The organism is Roseibium sp. AS2 (assembly GCF_038900065.1).
Lineage (GTDB): Bacteria > Pseudomonadota > Alphaproteobacteria > Rhizobiales > Stappiaceae > Roseibium.
This window is the reverse complement of record NZ_JBBMQN010000003.1, coordinates 97,096-119,153: the sequence shown is the minus strand read 5'-3', so window position 1 is coordinate 119,153 and position 22,058 is coordinate 97,096. Positions and strand designations below refer to the sequence as shown.

20 protein-coding genes are annotated in these 22,058 nt (G+C 61.9%); 17 read left to right on the top strand and 3 right to left on the bottom strand.

The features are described 5' to 3' along the window. Nucleotides 1-101: 101 nt before the first annotated feature. The 3 genes from WNZ15_RS09510 to WNZ15_RS09500 form a co-directional block, all read right to left on the bottom strand. Nucleotides 102-1,058, bottom strand: a complete 957-nt coding sequence (locus tag WNZ15_RS09510; RefSeq protein ID WP_342892731.1) for a sugar-binding transcriptional regulator — start codon at nucleotides 1,056-1,058, stop codon at nucleotides 102-104. Nucleotides 1,059-1,180: 122 nt separating this feature from the next. Next, nucleotides 1,181-2,791, bottom strand: coding sequence for an EAL domain-containing protein (locus WNZ15_RS09505; RefSeq protein WP_342892730.1), 1,611 nt, complete (start codon nucleotides 2,789-2,791; stop codon nucleotides 1,181-1,183). A 140-nt stretch (nucleotides 2,792-2,931) separates the two neighbouring features. Further along, on the bottom strand, nucleotides 2,932-3,612 hold the full coding sequence (locus WNZ15_RS09500; RefSeq protein ID WP_342892729.1) for an HAD family hydrolase: 681 nt from the start codon (nucleotides 3,610-3,612) through the stop codon (nucleotides 2,932-2,934). 415 nt (nucleotides 3,613-4,027) lie between these two features. Between WNZ15_RS09500 and WNZ15_RS09495 the strand changes: the two genes are divergently transcribed. From WNZ15_RS09495 to WNZ15_RS09415, 17 genes are all read left to right on the top strand, one after another. Continuing rightward, nucleotides 4,028-5,056 (top strand): LacI family DNA-binding transcriptional regulator, encoded by a 1,029-nt coding sequence (locus WNZ15_RS09495; RefSeq protein WP_342892728.1) that lies wholly within the window; start codon nucleotides 4,028-4,030, stop codon nucleotides 5,054-5,056. 254 nt (nucleotides 5,057-5,310) lie between these two features. Further along, nucleotides 5,311-6,630, top strand: coding sequence for an extracellular solute-binding protein (locus tag WNZ15_RS09490; protein ID WP_342892727.1), 1,320 nt, complete (start codon nucleotides 5,311-5,313; stop codon nucleotides 6,628-6,630). Between the two features lie 171 nt (nucleotides 6,631-6,801). Further along, nucleotides 6,802-7,749: a sugar ABC transporter permease gene (locus WNZ15_RS09485; protein ID WP_342892726.1), complete on the top strand. Its 948-nt coding sequence runs from the start codon at nucleotides 6,802-6,804 to the stop codon at nucleotides 7,747-7,749. Beyond that, complete coding sequence (locus WNZ15_RS09480; protein WP_342892725.1) at nucleotides 7,746-8,687, top strand: carbohydrate ABC transporter permease; 942 nt, start codon at nucleotides 7,746-7,748, stop codon at nucleotides 8,685-8,687. Before WNZ15_RS09485 ends, WNZ15_RS09480 begins: the two co-directional genes overlap by 4 nt. Continuing rightward, a complete protein-coding gene (locus WNZ15_RS09475; RefSeq protein WP_342892724.1) occupies nucleotides 8,684-8,872 on the top strand; it encodes a hypothetical protein in 189 nt (62 codons plus the stop codon). Before WNZ15_RS09480 ends, WNZ15_RS09475 begins: the two co-directional genes overlap by 4 nt. A 5-nt stretch (nucleotides 8,873-8,877) precedes the next feature. Further along, entirely contained in the window at nucleotides 8,878-9,975 is a 1,098-nt protein-coding gene (locus WNZ15_RS09470) for an ABC transporter ATP-binding protein (protein ID WP_342892723.1), read from the top strand. Further along, nucleotides 9,968-10,963: an ABC transporter ATP-binding protein gene (locus WNZ15_RS09465; RefSeq protein ID WP_342892722.1), complete on the top strand. Its 996-nt coding sequence runs from the start codon at nucleotides 9,968-9,970 to the stop codon at nucleotides 10,961-10,963. The genes WNZ15_RS09470 and WNZ15_RS09465 overlap by 8 nt, the downstream gene beginning before the upstream one ends. Before the next feature lie 275 nt (nucleotides 10,964-11,238). After that, nucleotides 11,239-12,885, top strand: coding sequence for a dihydroxyacetone kinase subunit DhaK (locus tag WNZ15_RS09460; protein WP_342892721.1), 1,647 nt, complete (start codon nucleotides 11,239-11,241; stop codon nucleotides 12,883-12,885). Between the two features lie 450 nt (nucleotides 12,886-13,335). Then, nucleotides 13,336-14,376 (top strand): TRAP transporter substrate-binding protein, encoded by a 1,041-nt coding sequence (locus tag WNZ15_RS09455; protein ID WP_342892720.1) that lies wholly within the window; start codon nucleotides 13,336-13,338, stop codon nucleotides 14,374-14,376. 69 nt (nucleotides 14,377-14,445) lie between these two features. After that, entirely contained in the window at nucleotides 14,446-15,033 is a 588-nt protein-coding gene (locus WNZ15_RS09450) for a TRAP transporter small permease (protein ID WP_342892719.1), read from the top strand. Continuing rightward, nucleotides 15,030-16,346: a TRAP transporter large permease gene (locus WNZ15_RS09445; RefSeq protein ID WP_342892718.1), complete on the top strand. Its 1,317-nt coding sequence runs from the start codon at nucleotides 15,030-15,032 to the stop codon at nucleotides 16,344-16,346. The genes WNZ15_RS09450 and WNZ15_RS09445 overlap by 4 nt, the downstream gene beginning before the upstream one ends. A 100-nt stretch (nucleotides 16,347-16,446) precedes the next feature. After that, nucleotides 16,447-17,211: an SDR family NAD(P)-dependent oxidoreductase gene (locus tag WNZ15_RS09440; RefSeq protein ID WP_342892717.1), complete on the top strand. Its 765-nt coding sequence runs from the start codon at nucleotides 16,447-16,449 to the stop codon at nucleotides 17,209-17,211. A gap of 10 nt (nucleotides 17,212-17,221) precedes the next feature. Further along, nucleotides 17,222-17,989, top strand: coding sequence for a crotonase/enoyl-CoA hydratase family protein (locus tag WNZ15_RS09435; protein ID WP_342892716.1), 768 nt, complete (start codon nucleotides 17,222-17,224; stop codon nucleotides 17,987-17,989). A 4-nt stretch (nucleotides 17,990-17,993) separates the two neighbouring features. Next, nucleotides 17,994-18,479 (top strand): MarR family transcriptional regulator, encoded by a 486-nt coding sequence (locus WNZ15_RS09430; RefSeq protein ID WP_342892715.1) that lies wholly within the window; start codon nucleotides 17,994-17,996, stop codon nucleotides 18,477-18,479. A gap of 22 nt (nucleotides 18,480-18,501) precedes the next feature. Further along, the gene (locus WNZ15_RS09425; RefSeq protein WP_342892714.1) at nucleotides 18,502-20,352 is read left to right on the top strand and encodes a feruloyl-CoA synthase; all 1,851 of its coding nucleotides are present in this window, start codon (nucleotides 18,502-18,504) and stop codon (nucleotides 20,350-20,352) included. A gap of 12 nt (nucleotides 20,353-20,364) precedes the next feature. Then, the gene (locus WNZ15_RS09420; protein WP_342892713.1) at nucleotides 20,365-21,237 is read left to right on the top strand and encodes an amidohydrolase family protein; all 873 of its coding nucleotides are present in this window, start codon (nucleotides 20,365-20,367) and stop codon (nucleotides 21,235-21,237) included. Beyond that, complete coding sequence (locus WNZ15_RS09415; RefSeq protein ID WP_342892712.1) at nucleotides 21,234-21,689, top strand: DUF3237 domain-containing protein; 456 nt, start codon at nucleotides 21,234-21,236, stop codon at nucleotides 21,687-21,689. The genes WNZ15_RS09420 and WNZ15_RS09415 overlap by 4 nt, the downstream gene beginning before the upstream one ends. Nucleotides 21,690-22,058: the final 369 nt, after the last annotated feature.

The following is a 22,058-nucleotide window of genomic DNA, read 5'->3' as shown; positions in this document are numbered from 1 at the left end:
GTGTTCGAGTCAAGCGATGAATCATGAATCTGATCAAACAATCATCGCTGCAGTGCAAAATAAGTATAAATATCAATTGTTTATAATAAGTGAGAAAAAGCTCACTCTTTGAGCAATTGCTCAGCGGTGGCCTCATTGGTGATCAGGCAATTGACCAAACGACTTCTCAGGGCCCCCAGCATGCCCGGTACCTTGGTGCTGCCGGCGGCCACGCCGTAGACGGGTTTGTCGCCCGCCGGCAGGAGTGGGGCGCTTGCAACCAGATCGTTGGTGTGTCCCTCGATCAGGTCCCCGTTGCGGTCATAGACCCAACTGGTGATCTCGCCGACCGCTCCGGCATTCTCCAGCGCCCGCATTTCGTCGAGGCTGACGAAGCCGTCCATGGCAAGCGGAGCGCTCGGGCCCATGTTGCCGATGCCGACAAAGGTTGCGTCGGCCTGGCGGATCAGGTCGAGAATATTGTGAACCGCTTCCTGATTGTGCAGGAGGTGCAACTCCTCGCGGGAGCGTGCGAATACCGGCAGGGGCATTGGATAATGGCGGGCATTGACGCGGTCTGCGAGCCGGATGATCACGTTGTAGGCCGATGCGGACCCGTCCGACATCATGTTGCCCAGCAGCGAGACGATCCGGTGCTGCGGACAATCCATGGCGGGAAGCTGGTCGACGCAGGCGCGCAGGGTCCGTCCGGTGCCGAAGGCTATGATCCTGGGCTGCCGGGAGCTGAAATGGCGCTCCATCTCGGCCGCAGCCGCCTGGGCAATGCCGATCGGCGACGATGGCGCGTCCGGATCGCTCGGCACGACCTCGCAGGATTGAAGTCCGAAACGGTCGCTCACCCGGCTGCTCAGTTCCATGCAATGGGCGATGGGATGATCGAGCCGGACCTTGACGAGCCGTTCGCTGACGGCCAGCGACACGAGCCGCTGCGCCGACTGCCGCGAGACTCCGAGCTTGCGGGCGATTTCATCCTGCGTGTTTCCGGCCACATAGTACAGCCAGCCGGCTCGTGCGGCGTCGTCGAGACGTGTGGCCTCTGCGGGGTTCTTCTGTTTCATGTCGCCTTCAGTCTCGTCGCAATGGGGGCACAAGCTGAAAGAAATCCGTCAAAGATGCAAATGTTCGCGTTGCTTGCCGCGAGTCGTCCAGCGAAATTTCTCTTTCCCGGGCGGTTGCAGGGTCAGGATTTTTTCAGCCTGACGACGGTGCTGGGCGCGTTTTTCAGGTCCGCGTGCACGAACTCCCGGAAGTCGTCGATTTCAAGGGGTTTCGAGAGGAAATATCCCTGGCCGTAACGCACCTTCAGATCCATGATCTGTGACAACTGGGCTTCCGTTTCGATACCTTCGGCGACGACATCGACATTGATCGAACGGGCGATCTCGATCATGGGGGCGACAAGGTTTCCCCGCATGGCGGGCAGTTTTCTGTCGAGCTCCTGAACGAAGGAGCGATCGATCTTGATGAGATCGATGTGGCCGTTCCTGACCTGGGCAATGTTGGAGTAGCCGGTTCCGAAATCGTCGATTGCGATCAGGAAACCGCACCGGTCGAGGAAGCCATGGACCTTCTGCATGCGATCCGGGTCGAGTATGCCTGTTTCCAGTATTTCACAGCACAGGCGAAGCTTGCGGAGGGCGGCACGCCGAAGCGGCTTGCTCGTGCAGAGCCTGTCGACTTGGGCGTCGTCGAGGTCGGCGGGAAAGAAATTCACCGAAATGCCGAGTTCCGGATGGGCTTCCAGGATCTTTTCCAGATCCTTCAGGGCGCGCGCGAGCACGATTTCCGTGAAGATCCAGGTCAGGCGCTGGCGTTCGATTTCCGGAATGAACTCCGCGGGAGACAGCAGTCCGTGCGCATCCTCGAAGCGTGCGAGCACCTCGCATCCGGAAAGCCGGCTGGACCGCAGGTCGATGATTGGCTGGTAGACACACCTGAACTGAGCGCCACCGGAGCGGACTGCACGTCGGACCCGGCCGGCGACAGAATTGCGGTTCATCAGGTAGGTGCGGATCTGAAGGAAAACGAGGACGGCCAAGGCAATGTTGAACAGATTGGCTGTCATCAGCAGCGGCCATTCGGTGACGATCAGTTCGCCCACCCCGGCCTGCAGGTAAAGGCAGATGATACCGCTTTCCAGTTCGCAGGAACGCAGGTAGAGGAACGCGGTGAAAGGATTCCAGCGCGTGCGCTGGTAATCCAGGGACACCCCGCTCTGTCCAAGGGTCGTGACCTCGGTCTTTCCGTCCGGTGCAGTCGCGGTCACTTCCCAGGCGCGGCCGGGGGGCAGGTCACCTGGCCATGTGGGATAGACAATGACGGCGACCGGACCATGCTGGAAAAGAATGAATTTCTTCACGCCGGGATAATCGAGACCTTCAGGATCTATCCAGACGGACATATCCGGCGTCGGGGTTGCCATGCCGGTCTCGGGTGACAGTTTCACCGGCCGGCTCAACTCTCCGAGCAGGGCCGTGCATCTGATTTCGCCGGTGTCATCGTCAAAGACGGCAATGTCGCGGACGCCGTCGTGTTCGAAAAGCGCGCGGCGAAAGTCCGCCAGCAAAGTTTCCGAGCACTCCTGGCTCGCAGTGCCGGCGAAGGCCCGGAACAGTTTGTCGCGATGCTGGAATTCAAGGCTTATTCTTTTGACAACATAGTCTTTCTGGTCGGTGAGAACCGTATGAAGCTGTTGGCTTGCGATCAGCCAGGCTGCGATAGCGCCGATCCCGAATGCCGTGAACGCCACGACCAAGGGAAAAAACGCAGGTTTTTGTGTTTTGGGACGCATCCGTGGACACCTTCCGGTTCGGGCCGGATTTAGAGCATCCAACTTAAGCTAACGTAGCGTAAGAAAATATCCAGTTGTCATTTCCCCGCAGGGCACCCGTACCGCAAACACGCGGATCGCCTCATGCCCGGTGCGCGTCTTCAGGTCGCTGCCAACTGCAAATCAGGCTCGATCCGGAAGAAATCTTCAAAGGACGAGAAGGTCCGTGCGGCTCCTGCCGCCGCATTCTCCGCGTCCGCAAGCGCGGTGAGATGCGCGCCGCCGGTGAAGCGCCAGACCCGCATGCCGGCGGCCAGCCCCGCCTTGATGCCGTTTTCGCTGTCCTCGATCACCAGGCAGCGATCCGGTGCCACGCCGCGTCTTTCGGCGACCAGCAGGAACAGGTCCGGCGCAGGCTTGCCGTGCTCGACCTCGGAGGCTGTCGTGGCGCGTCCTTCGAACAGGTCGGTCAGGCCGGTAATTTCAAGCGACCTGGCAAGGCGGGGCGGGCTGGAGCTTGTGGCGAGGCAATAGTCGGTCCGCAATTGTTCGATCGCGCGGCGGACGCCGCTGATCGGTCTCAATTCGGTTTCGAAGGCCTTCAACAGGTTTGCCCGGTAGGCGATTTCAAATTCCGGCGGCAAGTCGACGCCGAATTCCAGGCGGATCTGCTGCAGCACCACCGGATAGCTGCGGCCCAGAAAATGGTGCGCGACATAGTCCATGGTGATGTGGACATCGCGCCGGGCGAGTTCGGCGACCAGCATGCGGGCGCTGATGACCTCGCTGTCGATCAGCACGCCGTCGCAGTCGAAAATGACAAGGTCTATTCCGGAGGGCACTGGCGATTCCGTTTCTGGTCCTGATCGGGCCTTTTTCCGGTTTGCGGCACGGACATCTGGTCAAGTGGCTACGATCGGCGCCGTCCCACCGAGTGTCTTGCGGTCGTGCCCTTTACTGTAAAAAAACCATGACCACAAGAACAGACAAGGTGTCGTGGCCTTTGACGGGTGTTCCGGGTGGATTGGATGACATGGCTTGAGGTCCGGATATCCACCGGTTTGCCGGTCCGGGTGAATCAGCCTATTGGAGTGTTCGTGTTGGCGGACAGGCCTGCCTGTCTGATGCAGGTGCCAGGTGAACCAGCAATCGCCTGAAATCCTTGGGAGAATTCTGGTGAGAGTGCAGCGGTTCCGCGGAAAACTGATTGACGTATGTCAGGTTGCCGCGCGACATTGGTCGGACTGAGGAGGCGGCATGGTCAAGCCAACCGTTCACGATATTGCGCGCGAAGCCGGGGTCAGCCTGTCGACCGTTGACAGGGTTCTGAATGGCCGTACGGATGTGCGCCCGAAGAACGCGGAGCGGGTCAAGGCGGCGGTCCAGAAACTGGGATATGTGCGCGACACCGCTGCGGCAAACCTCGCCAGGCAGCGTCGCTACCGGTTTGTTTTTGTGCTTCCCGACGGACCAAACCACTTTATCGAGACACTTGTTGCCGCCGTCGAGGAGGCTTCGGGCGCGCAGGTCGCAGACCGCACGGACGTCGGCATTCTTCTGGTGAACGCAGCGGACCCGCATGAAGTCGTCGACAAGCTGAAACGTCTGAACCTGCCCGATCTGGACGGGGTGGCGATCATGGTGCCGGAAACGCCCCACGTGCGCGATGCGATTGCCCATATCAGAAGTGCCGGTGTCTATGTAGTGGCGCTGATTTCCGATCTGCCAAATTCAGGCCGTCACTACTTCGCGGGGATCGACAATTTCTCCGCCGGCAAGACAGCAGGTGCCCTGCTTGGAAAATTCCTGCGCAATGAAACCGGCAGCATTCTGGTTGCGGCCAACTCAATGGTATCGCGCGACAGCATCGAGCGGCGGTTCGGGCTGGATGAGGTGCTATCTCGGAATTTTCCAGACCTGAAGGCGTTGCCGACGATCGAATTTCACGACGATCCGGATCGTATTCGGGAAACCCTGGCCCATGCGCTTCGGGATCATCCGGACCTGAAGGCTGTTTATTCCATGGGCTCGGGCAACGCGTCCATGCTGGATGCCCTCAGGGAGCAAGGGGAGCTCGGCAGGCTTGTTGTCATCGCGCACGACCTGACCACGGTGACTCGCCAGGCTCTGGCGGACGGCGAACTGGATGCGGTGATTGCCCAGAACGTCGGTCATCTCGTGCGCAGCGCTCTCAGGGTTCTGCGTGCCAAGTGCGACGGCAGGGACATCTACGAGGCACAGGAAAAGATCCGCATCGAGATCATCATGCGCGAAAACCTGTATTGACCTGATTCCGCGCTTGTTCAGGCCGGGTTTCGGCCAGGCGCGAGTGCAGAACTTCCATTCATTCTGGTCGCTCTACAGATCACGGCAGACCGGGTGGCCCGATCGGCACAGCTCTTTCCAAACACTCAAAGAAAGGCGTATGTCAGTTTTTTTGTTGACTTGACATACGTATGTCACTTACCGTGGCCGGGCACTTGGAGGAGTGCACCGCCCGGCATGCGCCGGTGCGCGATCTTTTCGGGAGGACTTCACCGATGAAAACTGCGAATTTTTTCGCGGCGACCGCAATCGTGGCGGTCAGCGGACTAACTGTTTCGAATGCGCAGGCCGAAGACCTGACGCTGTGCTGGGCGGCCTGGGATCCGGCCAATGCGCTTGTGGAATTGTCCAAGGAATTCGAGGCCGAGTCAGGGCACTCGATGAGTTTCGAGTTTGTGCCCTGGCCGAACTTCGCGGACCGCATGCAGAACGAACTGAATTCCGGTGGCAAGCTCTGCGATCTTCTGATCGGCGACAGCCAGTGGATCGGCGGCGGTGCGGAAAACGGTCACTACGTCAAGCTGAACGACTTCTTCGACAAGGAAAGCATCAGCATGGACGACTTCGCTGCAGCGACCGTCTATGCCTACTCCACCTGGCCGAAGGGAACGCCGAACTATTACGCACTGCCGGCCATGGGCGATGCCAACGGCTGGTTCTACCGCAAGGACTGGTTCGAAAAGCCGGAGATCCAGGCTGCGTTCAAGGAGAAGCACGGCCGCGATCTGGCGCCGCCGAAAACGCAGGCAGAGCTTCTGGAGATCGCGCAATTCTTCCAGGAACGCGAAATCGATGGCCAGACTCGCTACGGCGCGGCCATCTTCACCGAACGCGGTTCGGAAGGCATCACGATGGGTGCCACCAGTTCCATGTATCCCTATGGTTTCAAATACGAGATGACGCCAGGCAAATACGACATGGAAGGCGCGGTCAATTCCGCGGAAGCGGTCGCGGGGCTGGAGTTCTACAAGGAGCTCTACCAGACGGCGACGCCTCCGGGTTATACCGACAGCTACATGGAGCAGTCGCTTGATGCCTTCAAGTCCGGCCAGGTTGCCATGGCAATGAACTGGTTCGCCTTCTTCCCCGGACTGTACGCGGATCCGGATGTCGGCGGCGACAAGATCGGCTTCTTCGTCAATCCCGGCCAGAACGTCGAGGCGTCGACGCTTGGCGGGCAGGGGATTTCCGTTGTCGCCTATTCCGACAAGCAGGACGCGGCGCTTGAGTACATCAAGTGGTTCGCCCAGCCTGACGTTCAGAAGAAATGGTGGGATCTTGGCGGCTATTCCTGTCATGTCAGCGTGCTGAACGACCCGGGTTTCCCGGACAGTGCGCCGTTTGCCTCCGACTTCCTTCTGGCCATGGACAACGTCAAGGACTTCTGGCAGGAGCCGGCCTATGCCGAGCTGCTTCTTGCCATGCAGAAGCGTCTGCACGACTACGTCGTGGCGGACCAGGGGACCGCCCAGGAGGCGCTCGACAAGCTGATCGAGGACTGGACGGAAACCTTCGAGGATGAAGGCAAGCTCTGATCCGGAGAACAGAAACAGCCGGCCCGCATGTTTTCGCCAGGCCGGCTGTTGCTCAAGGACAAAACAGTTTCAACCGGCGGATGGCCGCCGGGACCGCGCCGGAAATCCGCCCGGCGTTCACCCGGGCTCTGTCCGGTTCTTTCCGGCACCGTTTCCATTGAAGAGCATCTCATGGCCGTTACACCGATCGACCACATTGCTAAGGCGACCCCACCGTCGGTCGCGACGAAAATCAGGGGGTTCTCCGACCGCACCATTGCCTGGCTCTTTGTCGCGCCAACCATCTTCCTGCTGCTTGCGGTCAACATCTTTCCGCTCATCTGGACGATCAACCTGAGCTTCACCAACTTCCGCGCCAACCGGCCAAACCGGGAGATCGACTATGTCGGCCTGCGCAATTACGAGCGCATCCTGACCGACGGCGACATCTGGCTGACCATGCAGGCGACGGCGCATTTCCTGTTCTGGACGATTGTTCTTCAGGTGCTCATCGGCTTCACGCTGGCCTGGCTGATCAACCGCAAATTCAGGGGCAACGACCTCTGGACGACCCTGATCGTGCTGCCGATGATGCTGTCGCCCGCTGTGGTCGGCAATTTCTGGACATTCCTCTATCAGCCGCAGATCGGCCTGTTCAACTACGGGGTTTCCTTTTTGACTGGCGTCGACCCGTCCTCGTTCCAGATGATCGGTGATGTTGCGCTGGCGCCCTGGTCCATCGTGATTGTCGACACCTGGATGTGGACCCCGTTCGTGATGCTCATCTGTCTAGCCGGACTGAGATCGATACCGGACTACATCTACGAGGCGGCGGAAATCGACCGGGCCAGCAAGTGGCGTCAATTCTGGACCATCACGGTGCCCATGGTGCTGCCGTTCCTCATGCTGGCCGTCCTGTTCCGTGGCATCGAAAACTTCAAGATGTTCGATCTGGTCGTGCAATTGACCGGTGGCGGCCCGGGCTCGATTACCGAGCTGACCTCAATCAATCTCAAGCGCGAAGCATTCGAGAAATGGCGCACAGGCTATGCATCTGCCTATGCGATCATCCTGTTCGTGACCGTCTTCGGCCTCGCTTCGATTTATGTGAAGGCGCTCAACAAGGTGAAGGAAAGATGAGCAGTTACTCCATCACGGAACCGTCCGCGCGGCAGAAATGGGTGGCCGGGTCGCTTGTCATCGCCTATGCGGTCATCACGTTGCTGCCGCTGGTCTGGATCCTGACAACGGGTTTCAAGTCGCCGGTCGATGCTATTGCCTATCCACCCAAGCTCTCGTTCCAGCCTTCGCTGGAAGGCTATGTGAACCTGTTCACCACACGGACCCGGGTATCGCCCGAGCAGCTGGAGGCCCTTCCGCCGCCGGCCACATGGTATGAGGAGATTGTCCGCAAGCGTGACATGGTCATCGCCGGGCCGTCGCGCTACGGCGAGCGGTTCCTGAATTCCGTGATCATCGGGTTCGGTTCGACCTTCCTGTCCGTCTTCCTGGGAACGCTGGCCGCTTATGCCTTTTCCAGGTTCAAGGTGCCGCTGAAAGACGATCTCCTGTTTTTTATCCTGTCCACCCGGATGATGCCGCCGATCGCGGTCGCCATTCCGATCTTTCTGATGTTCCGCACGCTCGGCCTGTCGGACACCCATCTCGGCATGATCCTGCTTTATACGGCGGTGAACATCTCGCTGGCGGTGTGGTTGTTGAAGGGGTTCATTGACGAGATCCCGCGTGAATACGAGGAGGCGGCGCTGATCGACGGCTACACGCGCTTTCAGGCATTTCTCAAGGTGGTGCTGCCGCAGGCGGCGACGGGAATTGCCTCCACGGCCATTTTCTGCCTGATCTTCTCGTGGAACGAATACGCCTTCGCGGTTCTGCTGACCTCCGGTACGGCGCAGACCGCGCCGCCGTTCATCCCGACGATCATCGGCGTCGGCGGCCAGGACTGGCCAGCGGTCGCCGCCGGCGCGACCCTGTTTCTCCTCCCGGTCATGGTCTTCACCATTCTTCTGCGCAAGCACCTGCTGCGCGGGATCACCTTCGGAGCAGTGCGTAAATGAGTGCGTTCGTCACCGGCCTTGTCCACTTTCGCCGCGGGTCCTGGGAAATGCTGGCGTCCATCCTGATCGCTCTTGGCGTGATCATGCTGATGCAGCCGCTGGTTCTTTGGGCATACACCTATTCCTTTATTGTCACGCTGATCGGTACGGTGATGTTCATCGTCGTCAGCCACTTTCCGGAGTGATCTGAATGGCTGAGATCGTGATCAGGAACCTGAGGAAGGAGTTCGGCGCGTTCACGGCCGTGCAATCCTCCTCCTTCAAGATCGAGGACGGCGAGTTCTTCATGCTGCTGGGACCCTCCGGCTGCGGCAAGACCACCACCTTGCGCATGATCGCCGGGTTGGAACTGCCGACCGCCGGCGAGATCTATATCGATGGCGAGGAAGTGGGCCGCAGACCCGCCAGTCAGCGCGACATCGCCTTTGTCTTCCAGATGTTCGCCCTTTACCCGCACATGAACGTGCGCAGGAATATCAGCTATCCGCTGGTCAGCCAGGGCATGCCGAAACTCCAGGTGCGCGAGAAAGTTGCCGAGGTCGCTCAAATCCTGGGCATCACCGGCATTCTCGACCGGCCCGTGGGTGGGCTTTCGGGCGGTGATCGTCAACGTGTCGCGCTGGGCCGGGCCATCGTCCGCGACCCCAAGGCCTTCATGATGGACGAGCCCCTTGGGGCGCTCGATGCGGAATTCCGCGAACACATGGCAGAGGAATTGCGAGCCCTGCACGACCGGATGGGCGCAACCACCGTCTATGTGACTCATGATCAGCTTGAAGCCATGCAGATGGGCGACAAGATCGTTGTGATGAACCACGGCGTGATCGAGCAATTCGGCACGCCGCAGGACATCTACGACAAGCCGGCGACCCTGTTCGTGGCCGAATTCATCGGCTCACCCTCGATGAATTTCCTGCGCTTCCACGGTCAGGTTCACGCAGGCTCCTCGACGGTGAACCTGCACCATGTGGACATCGCTGTGCCAAGGCAGACAGAGCCGTTCGAGGGCGACATGGTGTTCGGCATACGGCCGGAGCAGGTGTCGCTCACGGACAACGGACCCTATCGGGGAGAGGTCGTTGCAGCGGAATATCTCGGCACCACGCAGATTGTCACCGTGAAGACCGCCAATGGCGAACTAAAGGCCCGGATACCGTCGGATCAGGCGGTGCGCACGGGGGAGACCGTCGGGCTGGATTTCAACGGGCCGAGCGTGACCCTCTTCGACAATCAATCGGGGCGGGCGTTGCGCTCCGAGCTGAACGAGGGAGTGCTTGCACATGTCTGAGGTCAGGCTCGCCAATCTGTCGAAAGCATTCGGGGAAACGGTTGCCGTCGAAGATCTGACGATGACAATCATCAACGGGGCGTTTGTGACGCTGCTCGGGCCGACCGGTGCCGGCAAGACTACTATCCTGCGGCTGATCGCGGGGCTCGAGCAGCCGGACGCGGGCGAGGTCGTGATCGGCGGACGAGATGTCACCGGCGACACGCCAGCGCAACGCAACGTTGCCATGGTGTTCCAGCAATATTCGCTCTATCCGCATATGAGCGTGCGCGACAACCTTGCATTTCCGCTGCGCTCTCCGATTCTGAAAACGCCGGCTGACGAGATCGACCGGAAAGTTGCGGAGGTGGCCGAGGTCCTGCGGATTTCGCACAAGCTCCACAACAAGGCGACCAACCTGTCGGGCGGTGAAATGCAACGGGTCTCCATCGGCCGTGCGTTGGTGCGCAATCCGTCCATCTACCTGATGGACGAGCCATTGAGCTCTCTCGACGCCAAGCTCAGGTCCGATCTCAGGATCGAGTTGAAGCGTATTCAGGAGAGCCTCGGCGCAACCCTGCTCTATGTCACCCACGACCAGATCGAGGCAATGACCATGGCGACACATGTCGGGGTTCTGGACCAGGGCCGCCTGGTGCAATTCGGATCGCCGCGGGAGATCTATGAAAGCCCGGTCAATCTCTATGTGGCCGGGAGGCTTGGTCAGCCGCGCATCAATGTGCTGCCTGCGGACATGTTTGCCGGGGCTCCAGCCGGTGCCAGGACAATGGGTCTTCGCCCCGAGCATGTTGCCCAGGGAGAGGGCAAGCCCTCCCGGATCACGCGGGTGGAGCACCTGGGAGACCAGACCCGTCTGCACCTGTCTCTGGACGGGCACGACATCGTCACCCTTTCGGAAAATCGCGTGGTCCACGAGCCCGGCGAAACGCTTGCCATCCAGCCGCGCAATCCGCTTTTCTTCGACGCCAGCGGCGCTCGAATTGCCTGATACCAAAGAGGGGTGAACATGACTTTTCCGACCGCGATTGCGGGCCCTTCGGCGAGACGCGCGTCGCAGGGCATTCTGAGTTTTCGAACACGAGGCGGGACGCAATCCGAAGGACCTCCAATCGTGGCCCGCGGTGGCCCGGTTCCGCCCGCTGGACGTCGCTGCACGGCATGCCCAGTTCTCCGCACAGGACTGGTCGATGCGCCTCACCGGCAGACGGAAAAGGGCCGCCGGGTGGGTCGAAACCAATACTCTCTGGCATGAGGAGACGGGATATGAAGCAGTTCATCAACACCAGGGAAGCGCTCGTCACCGAAGCGATCGACGGGATGCTCCGGACCGCCGGCGGACGGCTCGCCCGCCTGGACGGGTACCCGCATATCAAGGTTGTCGTGCGCACGGACTGGGACAAGTCGAAAGTGGCGCTGGTTTCGGGCGGCGGATCCGGCCACGAGCCGAGCCATGCCGGTTTCGTTGGCCAGGGCATGCTGACGGCAGCCGTCTGCGGCGAGGTTTTCGCCTCGCCCTCTGTCGACGCGGTGCTGGCAGGCATTCTGGCCGTTACCGGCAAGGCCGGCTGCCTTTTGATCGTCAAGAACTATACCGGCGACCGGCTGAATTTCGGTCTGGCGGCGGAACGGGCCCGGGCCTTCGGGCTGAAGGTCAGCATGGTCATCGTCGATGACGATGTCGCTCTGCCGGATCTGCCTCAGGCGCGCGGGGTTGCGGGTACTCTGTTCGTACACAAGATTGCAGGTGCACTGGCCGATCAGGGGGCCGATCTGGAAACCATCACGGATGCGGCCGGGCGGGCAATCGACGGAGCGATCTCCATCGGGATGTCGCTCGACACCTGCACAATTCCCGGTTCACCAAAGGAGGACCGCATCGCTACCGGCAAGGCAGAACTCGGTCTTGGTATCCACGGCGAAGCCGGGATCGAGCAGGTCGACTATTCCAATGCCCGGGCGGCCATGGCCATGGTCGTTGACCGGCTGGAACCGAACCTGACCCCCGGGCCGCATGTGGCCATTCTGAACAATCTCGGCAGCACCACGCCTCTTGAAATGTCCGTGTTGCTTGAGGAAATGACCGCGTCACGCATCGGCAGCCGGATTCGCTGGGTGATCGGGCCGGCGGCTCTGATGACTTCGCTGGACATGCACGGGTTTTCCGTGTCGCTGCTGCCCGTCGGTAAATCGGAGGAAGCGTTGCTGCAGGCGCCTGTCGCGCCCTGGGCCTGGCCCGGTTGCCTTGCGCTCGGCCCGGTTTCGGTGCGGCCGCTGCCGGACGGACTGGCGCCGATCCGGCCACTGCCCTCGGTCAACGACGAGACGCGGCAATTCATCGAGCGCTGCTGCAATATCCTCATTGCTGCGGAGGACGACCTAAACGCGCTGGATGCGAAATCCGGCGACGGCGACACCGGCAGCACGCTGGCAACCGCGGCACGGGCTCTGATCCAGGCCCTTGACCGCCTGCCGCTGGCGGATCTTACCCAGCTCTACCGGGCTATCGGACTGGAGCTCAGCCAGACCATGGGCGGCTCTTCCGGGGTGCTGCTGGCGATCTTCTTCGCGGCGGCGGGCGATGCGTCCTCAAGCGGGCGCGGTGCCATAGGTGCACTGAAGGCCGGTCTCGACCGGATCATGCAAGTGGGGGGGGCCGGACCGGGTGACCGGACCATGATCGACGCTCTTCTACCGGCACTGAATGGCCTGGAAAACGGTATCGGGGTCGCCGCTGAATCAGCCCGCCAGGGCGCAGACGCAACCGCCCGCATCACCCGGGCGCGGGCGGGCCGGGCGGCTTATGTATCCGAGGCGAACCTGTCCGGCCACAACGATCCCGGAGCGGAAGCCGTTGCGCGCCTGTTCGAACAACTTGTCCACTCTCCGGCCTTGACCTCCCGGTCCGCGTGAGGCCGGACACCTTCCGGCGGGTCGACGAGAGCCAGCGTGCGTTCGAACAAGCGCGCGGTGCTCTCATCGACTCGCCGGATTTTTCATGGGAACGTCCTCTCGGAGAGCACCGTGAGGCCGGCCAGGATCCGGCCTGATACCTGCCCAATATCTGGAAAGAGCAGGTTTCTTTCTCCATTCCGTCTGCTGGCCGCACGGAAGTCCTTGCGTTCGAAATCAATTCATCACAAACTCCGGTAAAAATCACGATATGTTGTGATGCTTTGAGACAGGAAGGGAGGAAACGCTTGCCGAAAGACAGCGCTTGTGCGGAAACGGGACATGTCCTGACTGACCTTCCCTGAAATAATGGCTTGAATAAAGTTATAATATATAACTATTATAAGCCATCACCTGATGGGGAGGAGGACCCCTGTCAGGCCCCGAAGTTGATCGAACAGGGAGGAAACCATGATCAACTTGAATAGCAAACTCGCCCGGCTGGCCGCGGCGGCGACCGTCTCCGCAATCGCGATTGCGGGTGCGGCGTCGACCACGCTGGCGCAGGAAGTCACGTTGCGCATGCATCAGTTCCTGCCGGCGCAGGCCAATGTTCCAAAGAACGTCCTGACACCCTGGGCGGACAAGGTCGAAGCCGAATCCGGCGGACGCATCAAGATCGAGCGCTATCCGGCCATGCAGCTGGGCGGCAAGCCGCCGGAACTGATCGACCAGGTCGTCGACGGTGTCGTCGACATCGTCTGGACCGTTGCCGGCTACACGCCGGGCCGCTTTCCGCGCGCCGAGGTGTTCGAGCTGCCGTTCACCATGACCGATGCCGGGGCCATGTCGCGGGCCTACTGGACCCTTGCCGAAGAAACCATGATGGACACCGAGTTCGCGCCGTTCAAGCCGCTCGGCCTGTGGGTGCACGGACCCGGGGTGATCCATTCCAGCAAGCCGATCACCGCGCTGTCGGATCTCAACGGTGTCAAGCTGCGCGCGCCGACCCGCGTCACCAACAAGCTGTTTTCCAATCTCGGCGCCACGCCGATCGGAATGCCGGTGCCGGCGATCCCTGAGGCGCTCAGCAAGGGCGTGGTCGATGCGACCGTCATTCCGTGGGAGGTTGTCGGTGCGCTGAAGGTGAACGAGCTGGTGAAGAACCACACCGAGTTTCCGGGCAACGCGCTGTACACGACCACCTTCCTGTTCGCGATGAACAAGGACCGGTATGAGTCCCTGCCGGACGATCTGAAGGCGGTGATCGACAACAATTCCGGTGTCGAATTCTCCGCGTTCGCCGGCAAGCAGATGCAGGCGGACGATGCCGGACCGCGTGCCGCGGCCGTCGAGATGGGCAACAACATCATCGAGCTGACGCCCGAGCAGGCTGAAGAGTGGCAAGCCGCCGCCCAGGGCAGCATCGACGAGTGGTTCGCGGAGATGGACGCCAAGGGGATCGACGGCAAGGCTCTGAAAGCCAGGGCCGACGAACTGATGGCCAACTGACCACGCGATAGCGGACGGTCCCCGGAGGCATGTCTTCCGGGGACCACCTTCCCACAGGATACTTGAACAATGCTGCTCACACTGGTGGAGCGCCTCGCGCGCTACATGGCGATCCTTGGCGGTCTGGTGCTCACGGCGCTGATCGCGCTGACCTGCATCAGCGTGCTGGGCCGCGGACTGAACACGCTTGGACATTCCGAATTCCTGAAGTCGATTTCGCAAAGTGCCGCCGACGCCCTGATCGCGACCGGTGTCGGTCCGGTATCGGGCGATTTCGAACTCGTCGAGGCCGGGATCAGTTTCACCATTTTCGCCTTTTTGCCGATCTGCCAGCTGCGGCGCGGCCATGCCACCGTCGATATCTTCGCGAACGGATTTCCGCGCTGGCTGAACCGGCTCCTCGAGACCTTCTGGGAAGTGCTTCTGAGTGCGCTGATCCTCGTGATCACCTGGCGCCTGTTCGTGGGCATGGGAGACAAGATGCGCTATAATGAGACCACCTTCCTGCTGCAATTTCCGATCTGGTGGTCGTTCGCGCTGAGCTTCTGCGCCGCGCTGGTGGCCTCGCTCGTCGCGGTTTATTGCGCTGGGGTCCGGATCCTTGAGCTGATCACGGGCCGCCGGACCGAGCCGCAAGCCGAGGGGGCCGACCATTGAGCCTGCTTGAACTGGGATACCTGTCCTTTCCCGTCCTGCTTGTCCTGATTTTCCTGCGCGCGCCGATTGGGCTCGCGATGATGATCTGCGGACTTGGCGGCCTTTACCTGGCCACCGGCAGCCCGAACATCTTCCTGTCGAAGCTCAAGAGCGAAACCTATTCGACCTTCTCCAGTTATTCGCTGACGATCATTCCGATGTTCCTGCTGATGGGGCAGTTCGCGACACATTCGGGCATGTCGTCATCGCTGTTCAAGGCGGCGGAAAGCTTTCTCGGGCACCGCAAGGGCGGCGTCGCGATGGCCGCGGTCGGTGCCTGCGCCGGGTTCGGGGCGATCTGCGGATCGTCGCTGGCGACCGCCGCGACCATGAGCCGTGTCGCCCTGCCGGAACTGCGCCGCTACGGCTACTCCGGCGGCTTTTCGACGGCGACGCTCGCCGCCGGCGGCACGCTCGGCATTCTCATACCGCCTTCCGTCATTCTGGTGATCTACGCGATCCTGACGGAACAGAACATTGCCAAGCTGTTTCTGGCCGCCTTCATTCCCGGGATCCTGGCGGCCATCGGCTACATGATCACGATCTCGATCTATGTGCGGGTCAATCCCGGTGCGGCGGGCACGCGGGAGCCGGTGCCCTATGCGGAGCGGATCCGGGCTCTGCTCGATGTCTGGCCGGTGCTGCTCGTGTTCGGGCTGGTGGTCGGCGGCATCTATCTGGGCTGGTTCACGCCGACCGAAGGTGCGGCGGTGGGCGCGGCCGGAACCGGCGTGCTGGCCCTTGTCTCCGGCAACCTGAGCCGGAAGATGTTTCTCGACAGCATTCTCCAGACGGCGATGAGCACAGCGATGATCTTCTTCATCATTCTCGGCGCCAGTTTCTACAACAGCTTTCTCGCGCTCAGCCAATTGCCGCAGGAACTTTCCGGCTGGGTGATCGGCCAGGGCTTCAGCCCCTGGACGGTGCTGACACTGATCCTGCTGTTCTATCTGGTGTTCGGTTGCCTGATGGACAGCCTGTCGATGATCCTGCTGACGATTCCGATCTTCTTTCCGGTGATCAGCGTTCTGGAATTCGGCATGAGCCCGGAACATGTCGCGATCTGGTTCGGCATCATCGTCCTGATCGTGGTCGAGGTCGGGCTGATCACGCCACCGGTGGGCATGAACCTGTTCATCATCAATTCGATGGACCGGTCGACACCCATGACGGACACCTACAAGGCGGTGCTGTGGTTCGTTACCTCTGACATCGTCCGGGTTGTCCTTCTGGTGCTGTTCCCTTCCATCACACTGTTTCTTCTGGGCGGCTAGCGCCGCCCGGAAGGCCGGGACGGCAGGCAAGGCGTCTCGTCACATGCAAATAGATATGAATTATAACAATGATAGATCACACTGAACTGGAGCAAACGCGATGCAGCTGATGGGCAACACCGCACTGGTGACCGGGGCCGGCAGCGGCCTGGGCGCTGCCACGGCCCGGTATTTCGCGGCGCAGGGCACCAGGGTCGTCCTGCTCGATTTCGATATCGACAGGGCGCGTATGGTCGCCGGCGAGATCGGCGGCCATGCGGTCCAGGCCGATGTCAGCGACGAAGCGGCCGTCGGGCGTGCGCTCGACGAGGCTGCCGGGTTGCTGGAGGGCGCGCCGCGGATCGTCGTCAATTGCGCCGGTGTCGGCCATGCCGCGCGCATCGTCGGCCGGGAGGGCAAGCTGTCCTTCGACACGTTCGAAAAAACGCTCAAGGTGAACCTGTTCGGTACCTACAACGTCATGAGCCACGCGGCGAAGCGGATGCTCGGGGAAGACCCGCTGGAGACCGGTGAGCGGGGCGTGATCGTCAACACAGCCTCCGTCGCCTTCGAGGACGGTCAGCTCGGCCAGGCCGCCTATTCCGCCTCCAAGGGCGGAATTGCCGCGATGAGCCTGCCGGCTGCGCGCGAGTTTGCCCAGCACGGCATCCGTGTCATGGCAATCGCGCCGGGCCTGTTCCGCACGCCGATGATGGAGGGCCTGCCGGAAGAGGTCACCACCAAGATCACGGCCAACATCCCGTTCCCGCCACGCCTGGGCGAGCCTGACGAATTCGCCCTGCTTGCCGGGCACATCGCAAGCAATTCGTTCCTCAACGGAACGACCATCCGTCTGGACGGCGCTGTGCGCCTGCCGCCGCGCTGAGGACAAATCGATGAGCGAACCGATCCTGAACATCGAGGTGAGCGGCGCTGTCGCGACCCTGACCATGAACCGCCCGGACAAGCGCAACGCCATGTGCGACGCGCTGCTCGAGGCCATCGACGGGTTCTTTTCAAAACCGCCGGAAGAGGTCAAGGCCGTGGTGCTGACCGGAACGGCGGGACATTTCTGCTCGGGCCTCGACCTCAGCGAACATGTCGCCCGCGACGCGGAAGGCACCATGCGACACTCCCGCGGCTGGCACCAGGTGATGGAACGGATCCAGTTCGGCGGCCTGCCGGTGGTTTCCGCCCTGTTCGGCGCTGTCATCGGCGGGGGGCTGGAACTTGCCAGCGCCACCCATGTGCGCGTCGCCGAGCCGTCGACCTTCTTCCAGTTGCCGGAAGGCCGGCGCGGGATCTTCGTCGGCGGCGGCGCATCGGTGCGTGTCGGCCGCATTCTGGGGGCGGACAGGATGACGGAAATGATGCTGACGGGCCGCAGGTACTCCGCCGGGGAGGGCCAGTCGCTCGGACTGACGCACTACACGGTCGGCGAAGGCGAGGCGCTCGACAAGGCGCGGGAGCTGGCCGGCAAGATCGCGTCAAACGCACCGCTGTCCAACTACATCATGATCCAGGCGCTGGCGCGGATCTCGGACATGTCGAAGACCGATGGCCTGTTTACCGAGAGCCTGTGCGCGGCCATCACCCAGACCAGCCCGGACGCTCTGGAGGGGCTGGCGGCCTTTCTGGAAAAACGCTCCCCGAACTTCAGGTGATCCGATGAGAAAGAATCCTGTTCCGCCCGAATTGCAGACGACCGTCAGCCATGTCAGTGACTGCTGCCTGCGGTCGTTTCACGGCTATCAGATCAAGCGGACCTTCAATGTCATCCAGTCGGATCTCAACCGGACGCTGAAGCCCTTCGATCTCAGGATGATCACCTATTCGGCGCTGGTCCTGATCGTCGACAATCCCGGCCTGCGCCAGTCGCAACTGGCCGAGGCGATGGATATCGAACGGCCGAACCTGGTCGTCATCATCGATGAACTGGAGCGGCGCGACCTGATCGTCCGAGATCGTCTGCCCCAGGACCGCAGGGCCTATGCGCTCAAGGCAACGCTGGCCGGACGGCACCTGTGCGACAACGCGATTGCCGCCGTCAAGGTGCATGAGAACCGGCTCACGCAGGGCATCAGTCCCGATGCGCTGACGAGTGCGATGAAGGTGATGCAATTGATAGAAGCCAATCGCAGCCGGGAGGGCTGAGATGCTTTTGGGAGAAGCAAGGATGAAGCGCACATCGGATTTTCAGCCTCATTCGGTGGAACGGCAGACCCGCGCGGACGGCTCGATCCTGCTGCGCTCGAAACATCCGCTGAGCGCGAGCGTGGAGCGGACCGGCGACTGGCTGCATCAGTGGGCGGACACGGCGCCCGGGCGGGTCTTCCTGGCCGAACGCAGCGGTGCCGGCTGGCGCGGGGAGAACTACAGAAGCGTCCTGGAAAAGGTACGCGCCGTCGGTGCGGCGCTGCTGGCCCGGGGCCTGGACGACAAAACGCCGATCCTGGTGATGTCCGGCAGCGGTGTCGATCACGGCATCCTGGCGCTCGCTGCCCAGTATGTCGGCGTGCCACTGGTTCCGGTGGCCGAGCAATACGCTCTGGTTCACGGGGCCCACGGGCGTCTGCGCGACGTCATCGGCCTGATCAACCCGAAGCTGGCCTATGTGGACGATGCCGCCCGGTTCGGCGAAGCCCTTGCCCTGGAGGCGCTTCAGGGTGTCGAGATCGTCGCCAGCCACCCGGAAGGCAAGATGGGGGGCAAAGCGGGGGGCAGAGCGGATGGACGGGCCGTGACCGCCTTCGCCGATCTGCTCAAGGGTGACGGCGGCATCGATGTGGATGCCGCCTTCTCGAAGGTGACGCCCGATACGGTCGGAAAGATCCTGATGACCTCCGGGTCGACCTCCAGTCCGAAGGGAGTTCTGACCACCCACCGGATGATGTGCGTCAACCAGGTCCAACTGGCCGATGCCCTGCCGTTCCTGCGCAGACGCCCGCCCGTCATCCTGGACTGGCTGCCCTGGAACCATGTCTTCGGCGGATCGCATAATTTCAACATGATGCTGGCCAATGGCGGCAGTCTCTACATCGACGACGGCAAGCCGGTGAAGGGTCTGTTCGAGCGCACGATCGAGAACCTCAATCTGCAGACCGGGACACTGGCCTTCAACGTGCCGCTCGGTTTCGGCATGCTGCTGTCGGCCCTGGAAAAAGACGCGGACCTGCGCCGGCGCTTCTTTCAGGATCTGGACCTGATCTTCTATGCCGGCGCATCCCTGCCGCAGGAGGTCTGGTCCGGCTTCGAACGCATGGCGATGGAGGTGGCGGGCGAGGTCCCGCTGATGACCTCGTCATGGGGTCTGACGGAAACCGCGCCCTGCGCGATGATGCAGCAGGAGCCGGCGCCGCGTTCGGGCATTGTCGGGGTTCCGGTCAATGGTGTCACCGTCAAGCTCCTGCCGGACGCGGACATGCGCTGTGAAGTGCGCGTCAAGGGTCCCAATATCATGCCCGGCTATCACGGCGACCCCGAGCGGACCAAAGAGGCGTTCGATGAAGAGGGTTTTTTCATCACCGGCGACGCCATGATGTTCCTGGACCCGGACGACCCGGACAAGGGCATGCGCTTCGATGGCCGCATTTCCGAGGACTTCAAGCTGCAGTCGGGCACCTGGGTGCGCGCGGCACAACTGAGGCTCGACATGCTGTCGCTGCTGGCGCCGCTCGCCGCCGACCTGGTGATTACCGGAGCAGACCGCCAGCAGATCGGCGTGATGGTCTTTCCCAATGCCGAGGAGCTGACCCGCGAGGGCTTCGATCTGACAGCGGACGGCGGCGCTCTTTCCTGTGCGTTGCTGCGGGGCGAAATTCACCGGCGCCTCGGCGAACGCGCGCGCGAAATCAGCGGCAGCTCGACACGGGTGTCGCGGGCCATCGTGCTGGCGGAACCGGCGTCGATGCCGGACGGCGAAATGACGGCCAAGGGCAACTTGAACTTCCGCAAGGTACTGACACGCCGTGCAGCGCTGCTGGAGCGGCTTTACAGGGACGACGACCCGGCTGTGGTCACAATTTGAGGGAAAACCGACATGGTCGACATTTCGAAAGTTCGGGCGATCGACATCCATACCCATGCCGAGGAGCCGTGCGGCTGTCATTCCGATGACGGCTACGACGACTTGCAGGCAACGATGGCGAGCTATTTCCGCGCACCCTGGAAACATCCGCCGACCGTGCCGGAAACCGCTGCCCACTACCGCGAACAGAACATTGCCGCGGTGATCTTCCCGGTCGATGCGGAACGCGAGACCGGCTACCGGCGCTACAAGAACGAGGAGGTCGCCGAGCTCGCCGCCGAGAATGACGATGTGCTGATCCCGTTCGCCTCCATCGATCCGCACAAGGGCAAGCTGGGCGCACGCGAAGCCCGCAGGCTGATCTCGGAGTTCGGCATCAAGGGCTTCAAGTTCCACCCGACCATGCAGGGCTTCTACCCCAATGACCGCATGGCCTACGAGCTCTACGAGGCCATCGCGGAAGCGGGCGCCATCGCGCTGTTCCACACCGGCCAGACCGGCGTCGGCAGCGGCATGCCCGGCGGCAACGGCATGCGGCTCAAATATTCCAATCCGATGTTCATGGACGATGTGGCGGTCGATTTTCCGGACATGAAGATCATCCTGGCGCATCCGTCCTTCCCCTGGCAGGAGGAAGCGCTGGCCGTCGCCCAGCACAAGCCGAACGTCTATATCGACCTGTCCGGCTGGTCGCCGAAGTATTTTCCGGAAATCCTGGTCAAATATTGCAATTCGATCCTGAAGAAGAAGGTGCTGTTCGGTTCCGACTGGCCGATGATCACGCCGGAGCGCTGGCTGGCGGATTTCGAGAAGATCGCCATCAAGGACGAGCTCAGGCCCGACATCATCAAGGGCAACGCAGCGCGGTTGCTAGGGCTGTCATGAAGGCTCCGGACCTCACCCATTTCTGCGACGTCGAGGTCACGCTCGGCGCGCCGATGGAAATGGGCCCGGGCCGGGCCGGGCAGCGCCGGATCATTCCGATCACGGGGGGCGCCGTGTCGGGCAGGATCAGCGGAACGGTGCTGAATCTCGGAGCGGACTGGCAGACGGTCTTCGGCGACGGCTCCGCCGACATCGACACGCGCTATGCCTTCCGGACCGACGACGGGGCGCTGATCGAGATCGTCAACAAGGGCGTGCGCCACGGCCCGCCGGACGTTCTGGCAGCGATTGCCCGGGGCGAGGACGTCGATCCCGCGAGTTACTATTTCCGCACCACGGCCCGGCTGGAAACCGGGGACCAGCGCCACGAGTGGGTCAACCGGATGCTCTTCGTCGGCACCGGACGGCGACTGGCCGCGGCGGTGAAGGTGTCGCTGTTCGCGGTGGAGTGAAGTTTTGGAATTTGGGCCGGGACAGGGGCAGGGGCAGGATCCGTTATGTCGGTCTGTGCCTGTGACACAGACCGTTTGTCACCCCGGCCAAGCAAAGCGCAGAGCCGGGGCCTACTCGCACTGCAACTTGCCGAAGTCAGGGGGCGCTCGTCCGGCTCGCTGTGAACCGGCATGCGCTCTGGAAACGAGTGGGCCCAGGCTCTTCCTTCGGTCGGCCGGGGTGACTGGGAGCGTGGGGTGCAGCCACGCCACCGCCGCCCCGGCCTTCGCGCCGGGGCCAGGTCCGGGGTTGCAGCCGGTTTGCAGGAGGTCCCGGCTCGGGGCCGGGACGGCGGAGTTATATAAATGGCGTCGGCATCCTTCGAGCCG

Coding starts and splice junctions, on each gene's coding strand:
- WNZ15_RS09430 (WP_342892715.1), top strand. CDS start 17,994: ATGAGAAAGAATCCTGTTCCGCCCGAATTGCAGACGACCGTCAGCCAT.
- WNZ15_RS09425 (WP_342892714.1), top strand. CDS start 18,502: ATGAAGCGCACATCGGATTTTCAGCCTCATTCGGTGGAACGGCAGACC.
- WNZ15_RS09455 (WP_342892720.1), top strand. CDS start 13,336: ATGATCAACTTGAATAGCAAACTCGCCCGGCTGGCCGCGGCGGCGACC.
- WNZ15_RS09420 (WP_342892713.1), top strand. CDS start 20,365: ATGGTCGACATTTCGAAAGTTCGGGCGATCGACATCCATACCCATGCC.
- WNZ15_RS09495 (WP_342892728.1), top strand. CDS start 4,028: ATGGTCAAGCCAACCGTTCACGATATTGCGCGCGAAGCCGGGGTCAGC.
- WNZ15_RS09505 (WP_342892730.1), bottom strand. CDS start 2,791: ATGCGTCCCAAAACACAAAAACCTGCGTTTTTTCCCTTGGTCGTGGCG.
- WNZ15_RS09435 (WP_342892716.1), top strand. CDS start 17,222: ATGAGCGAACCGATCCTGAACATCGAGGTGAGCGGCGCTGTCGCGACC.
- WNZ15_RS09480 (WP_342892725.1), top strand. CDS start 7,746: ATGAGCAGTTACTCCATCACGGAACCGTCCGCGCGGCAGAAATGGGTG.
- WNZ15_RS09415 (WP_342892712.1), top strand. CDS start 21,234: ATGAAGGCTCCGGACCTCACCCATTTCTGCGACGTCGAGGTCACGCTC.
- WNZ15_RS09465 (WP_342892722.1), top strand. CDS start 9,968: ATGTCTGAGGTCAGGCTCGCCAATCTGTCGAAAGCATTCGGGGAAACG.
- WNZ15_RS09510 (WP_342892731.1), bottom strand. CDS start 1,058: ATGAAACAGAAGAACCCCGCAGAGGCCACACGTCTCGACGACGCCGCA.
- WNZ15_RS09490 (WP_342892727.1), top strand. CDS start 5,311: ATGAAAACTGCGAATTTTTTCGCGGCGACCGCAATCGTGGCGGTCAGC.
- WNZ15_RS09460 (WP_342892721.1), top strand. CDS start 11,239: ATGAAGCAGTTCATCAACACCAGGGAAGCGCTCGTCACCGAAGCGATC.
- WNZ15_RS09475 (WP_342892724.1), top strand. CDS start 8,684: ATGAGTGCGTTCGTCACCGGCCTTGTCCACTTTCGCCGCGGGTCCTGG.
- WNZ15_RS09470 (WP_342892723.1), top strand. CDS start 8,878: ATGGCTGAGATCGTGATCAGGAACCTGAGGAAGGAGTTCGGCGCGTTC.
- WNZ15_RS09440 (WP_342892717.1), top strand. CDS start 16,447: ATGCAGCTGATGGGCAACACCGCACTGGTGACCGGGGCCGGCAGCGGC.
- WNZ15_RS09485 (WP_342892726.1), top strand. CDS start 6,802: ATGGCCGTTACACCGATCGACCACATTGCTAAGGCGACCCCACCGTCG.
- WNZ15_RS09450 (WP_342892719.1), top strand. CDS start 14,446: ATGCTGCTCACACTGGTGGAGCGCCTCGCGCGCTACATGGCGATCCTT.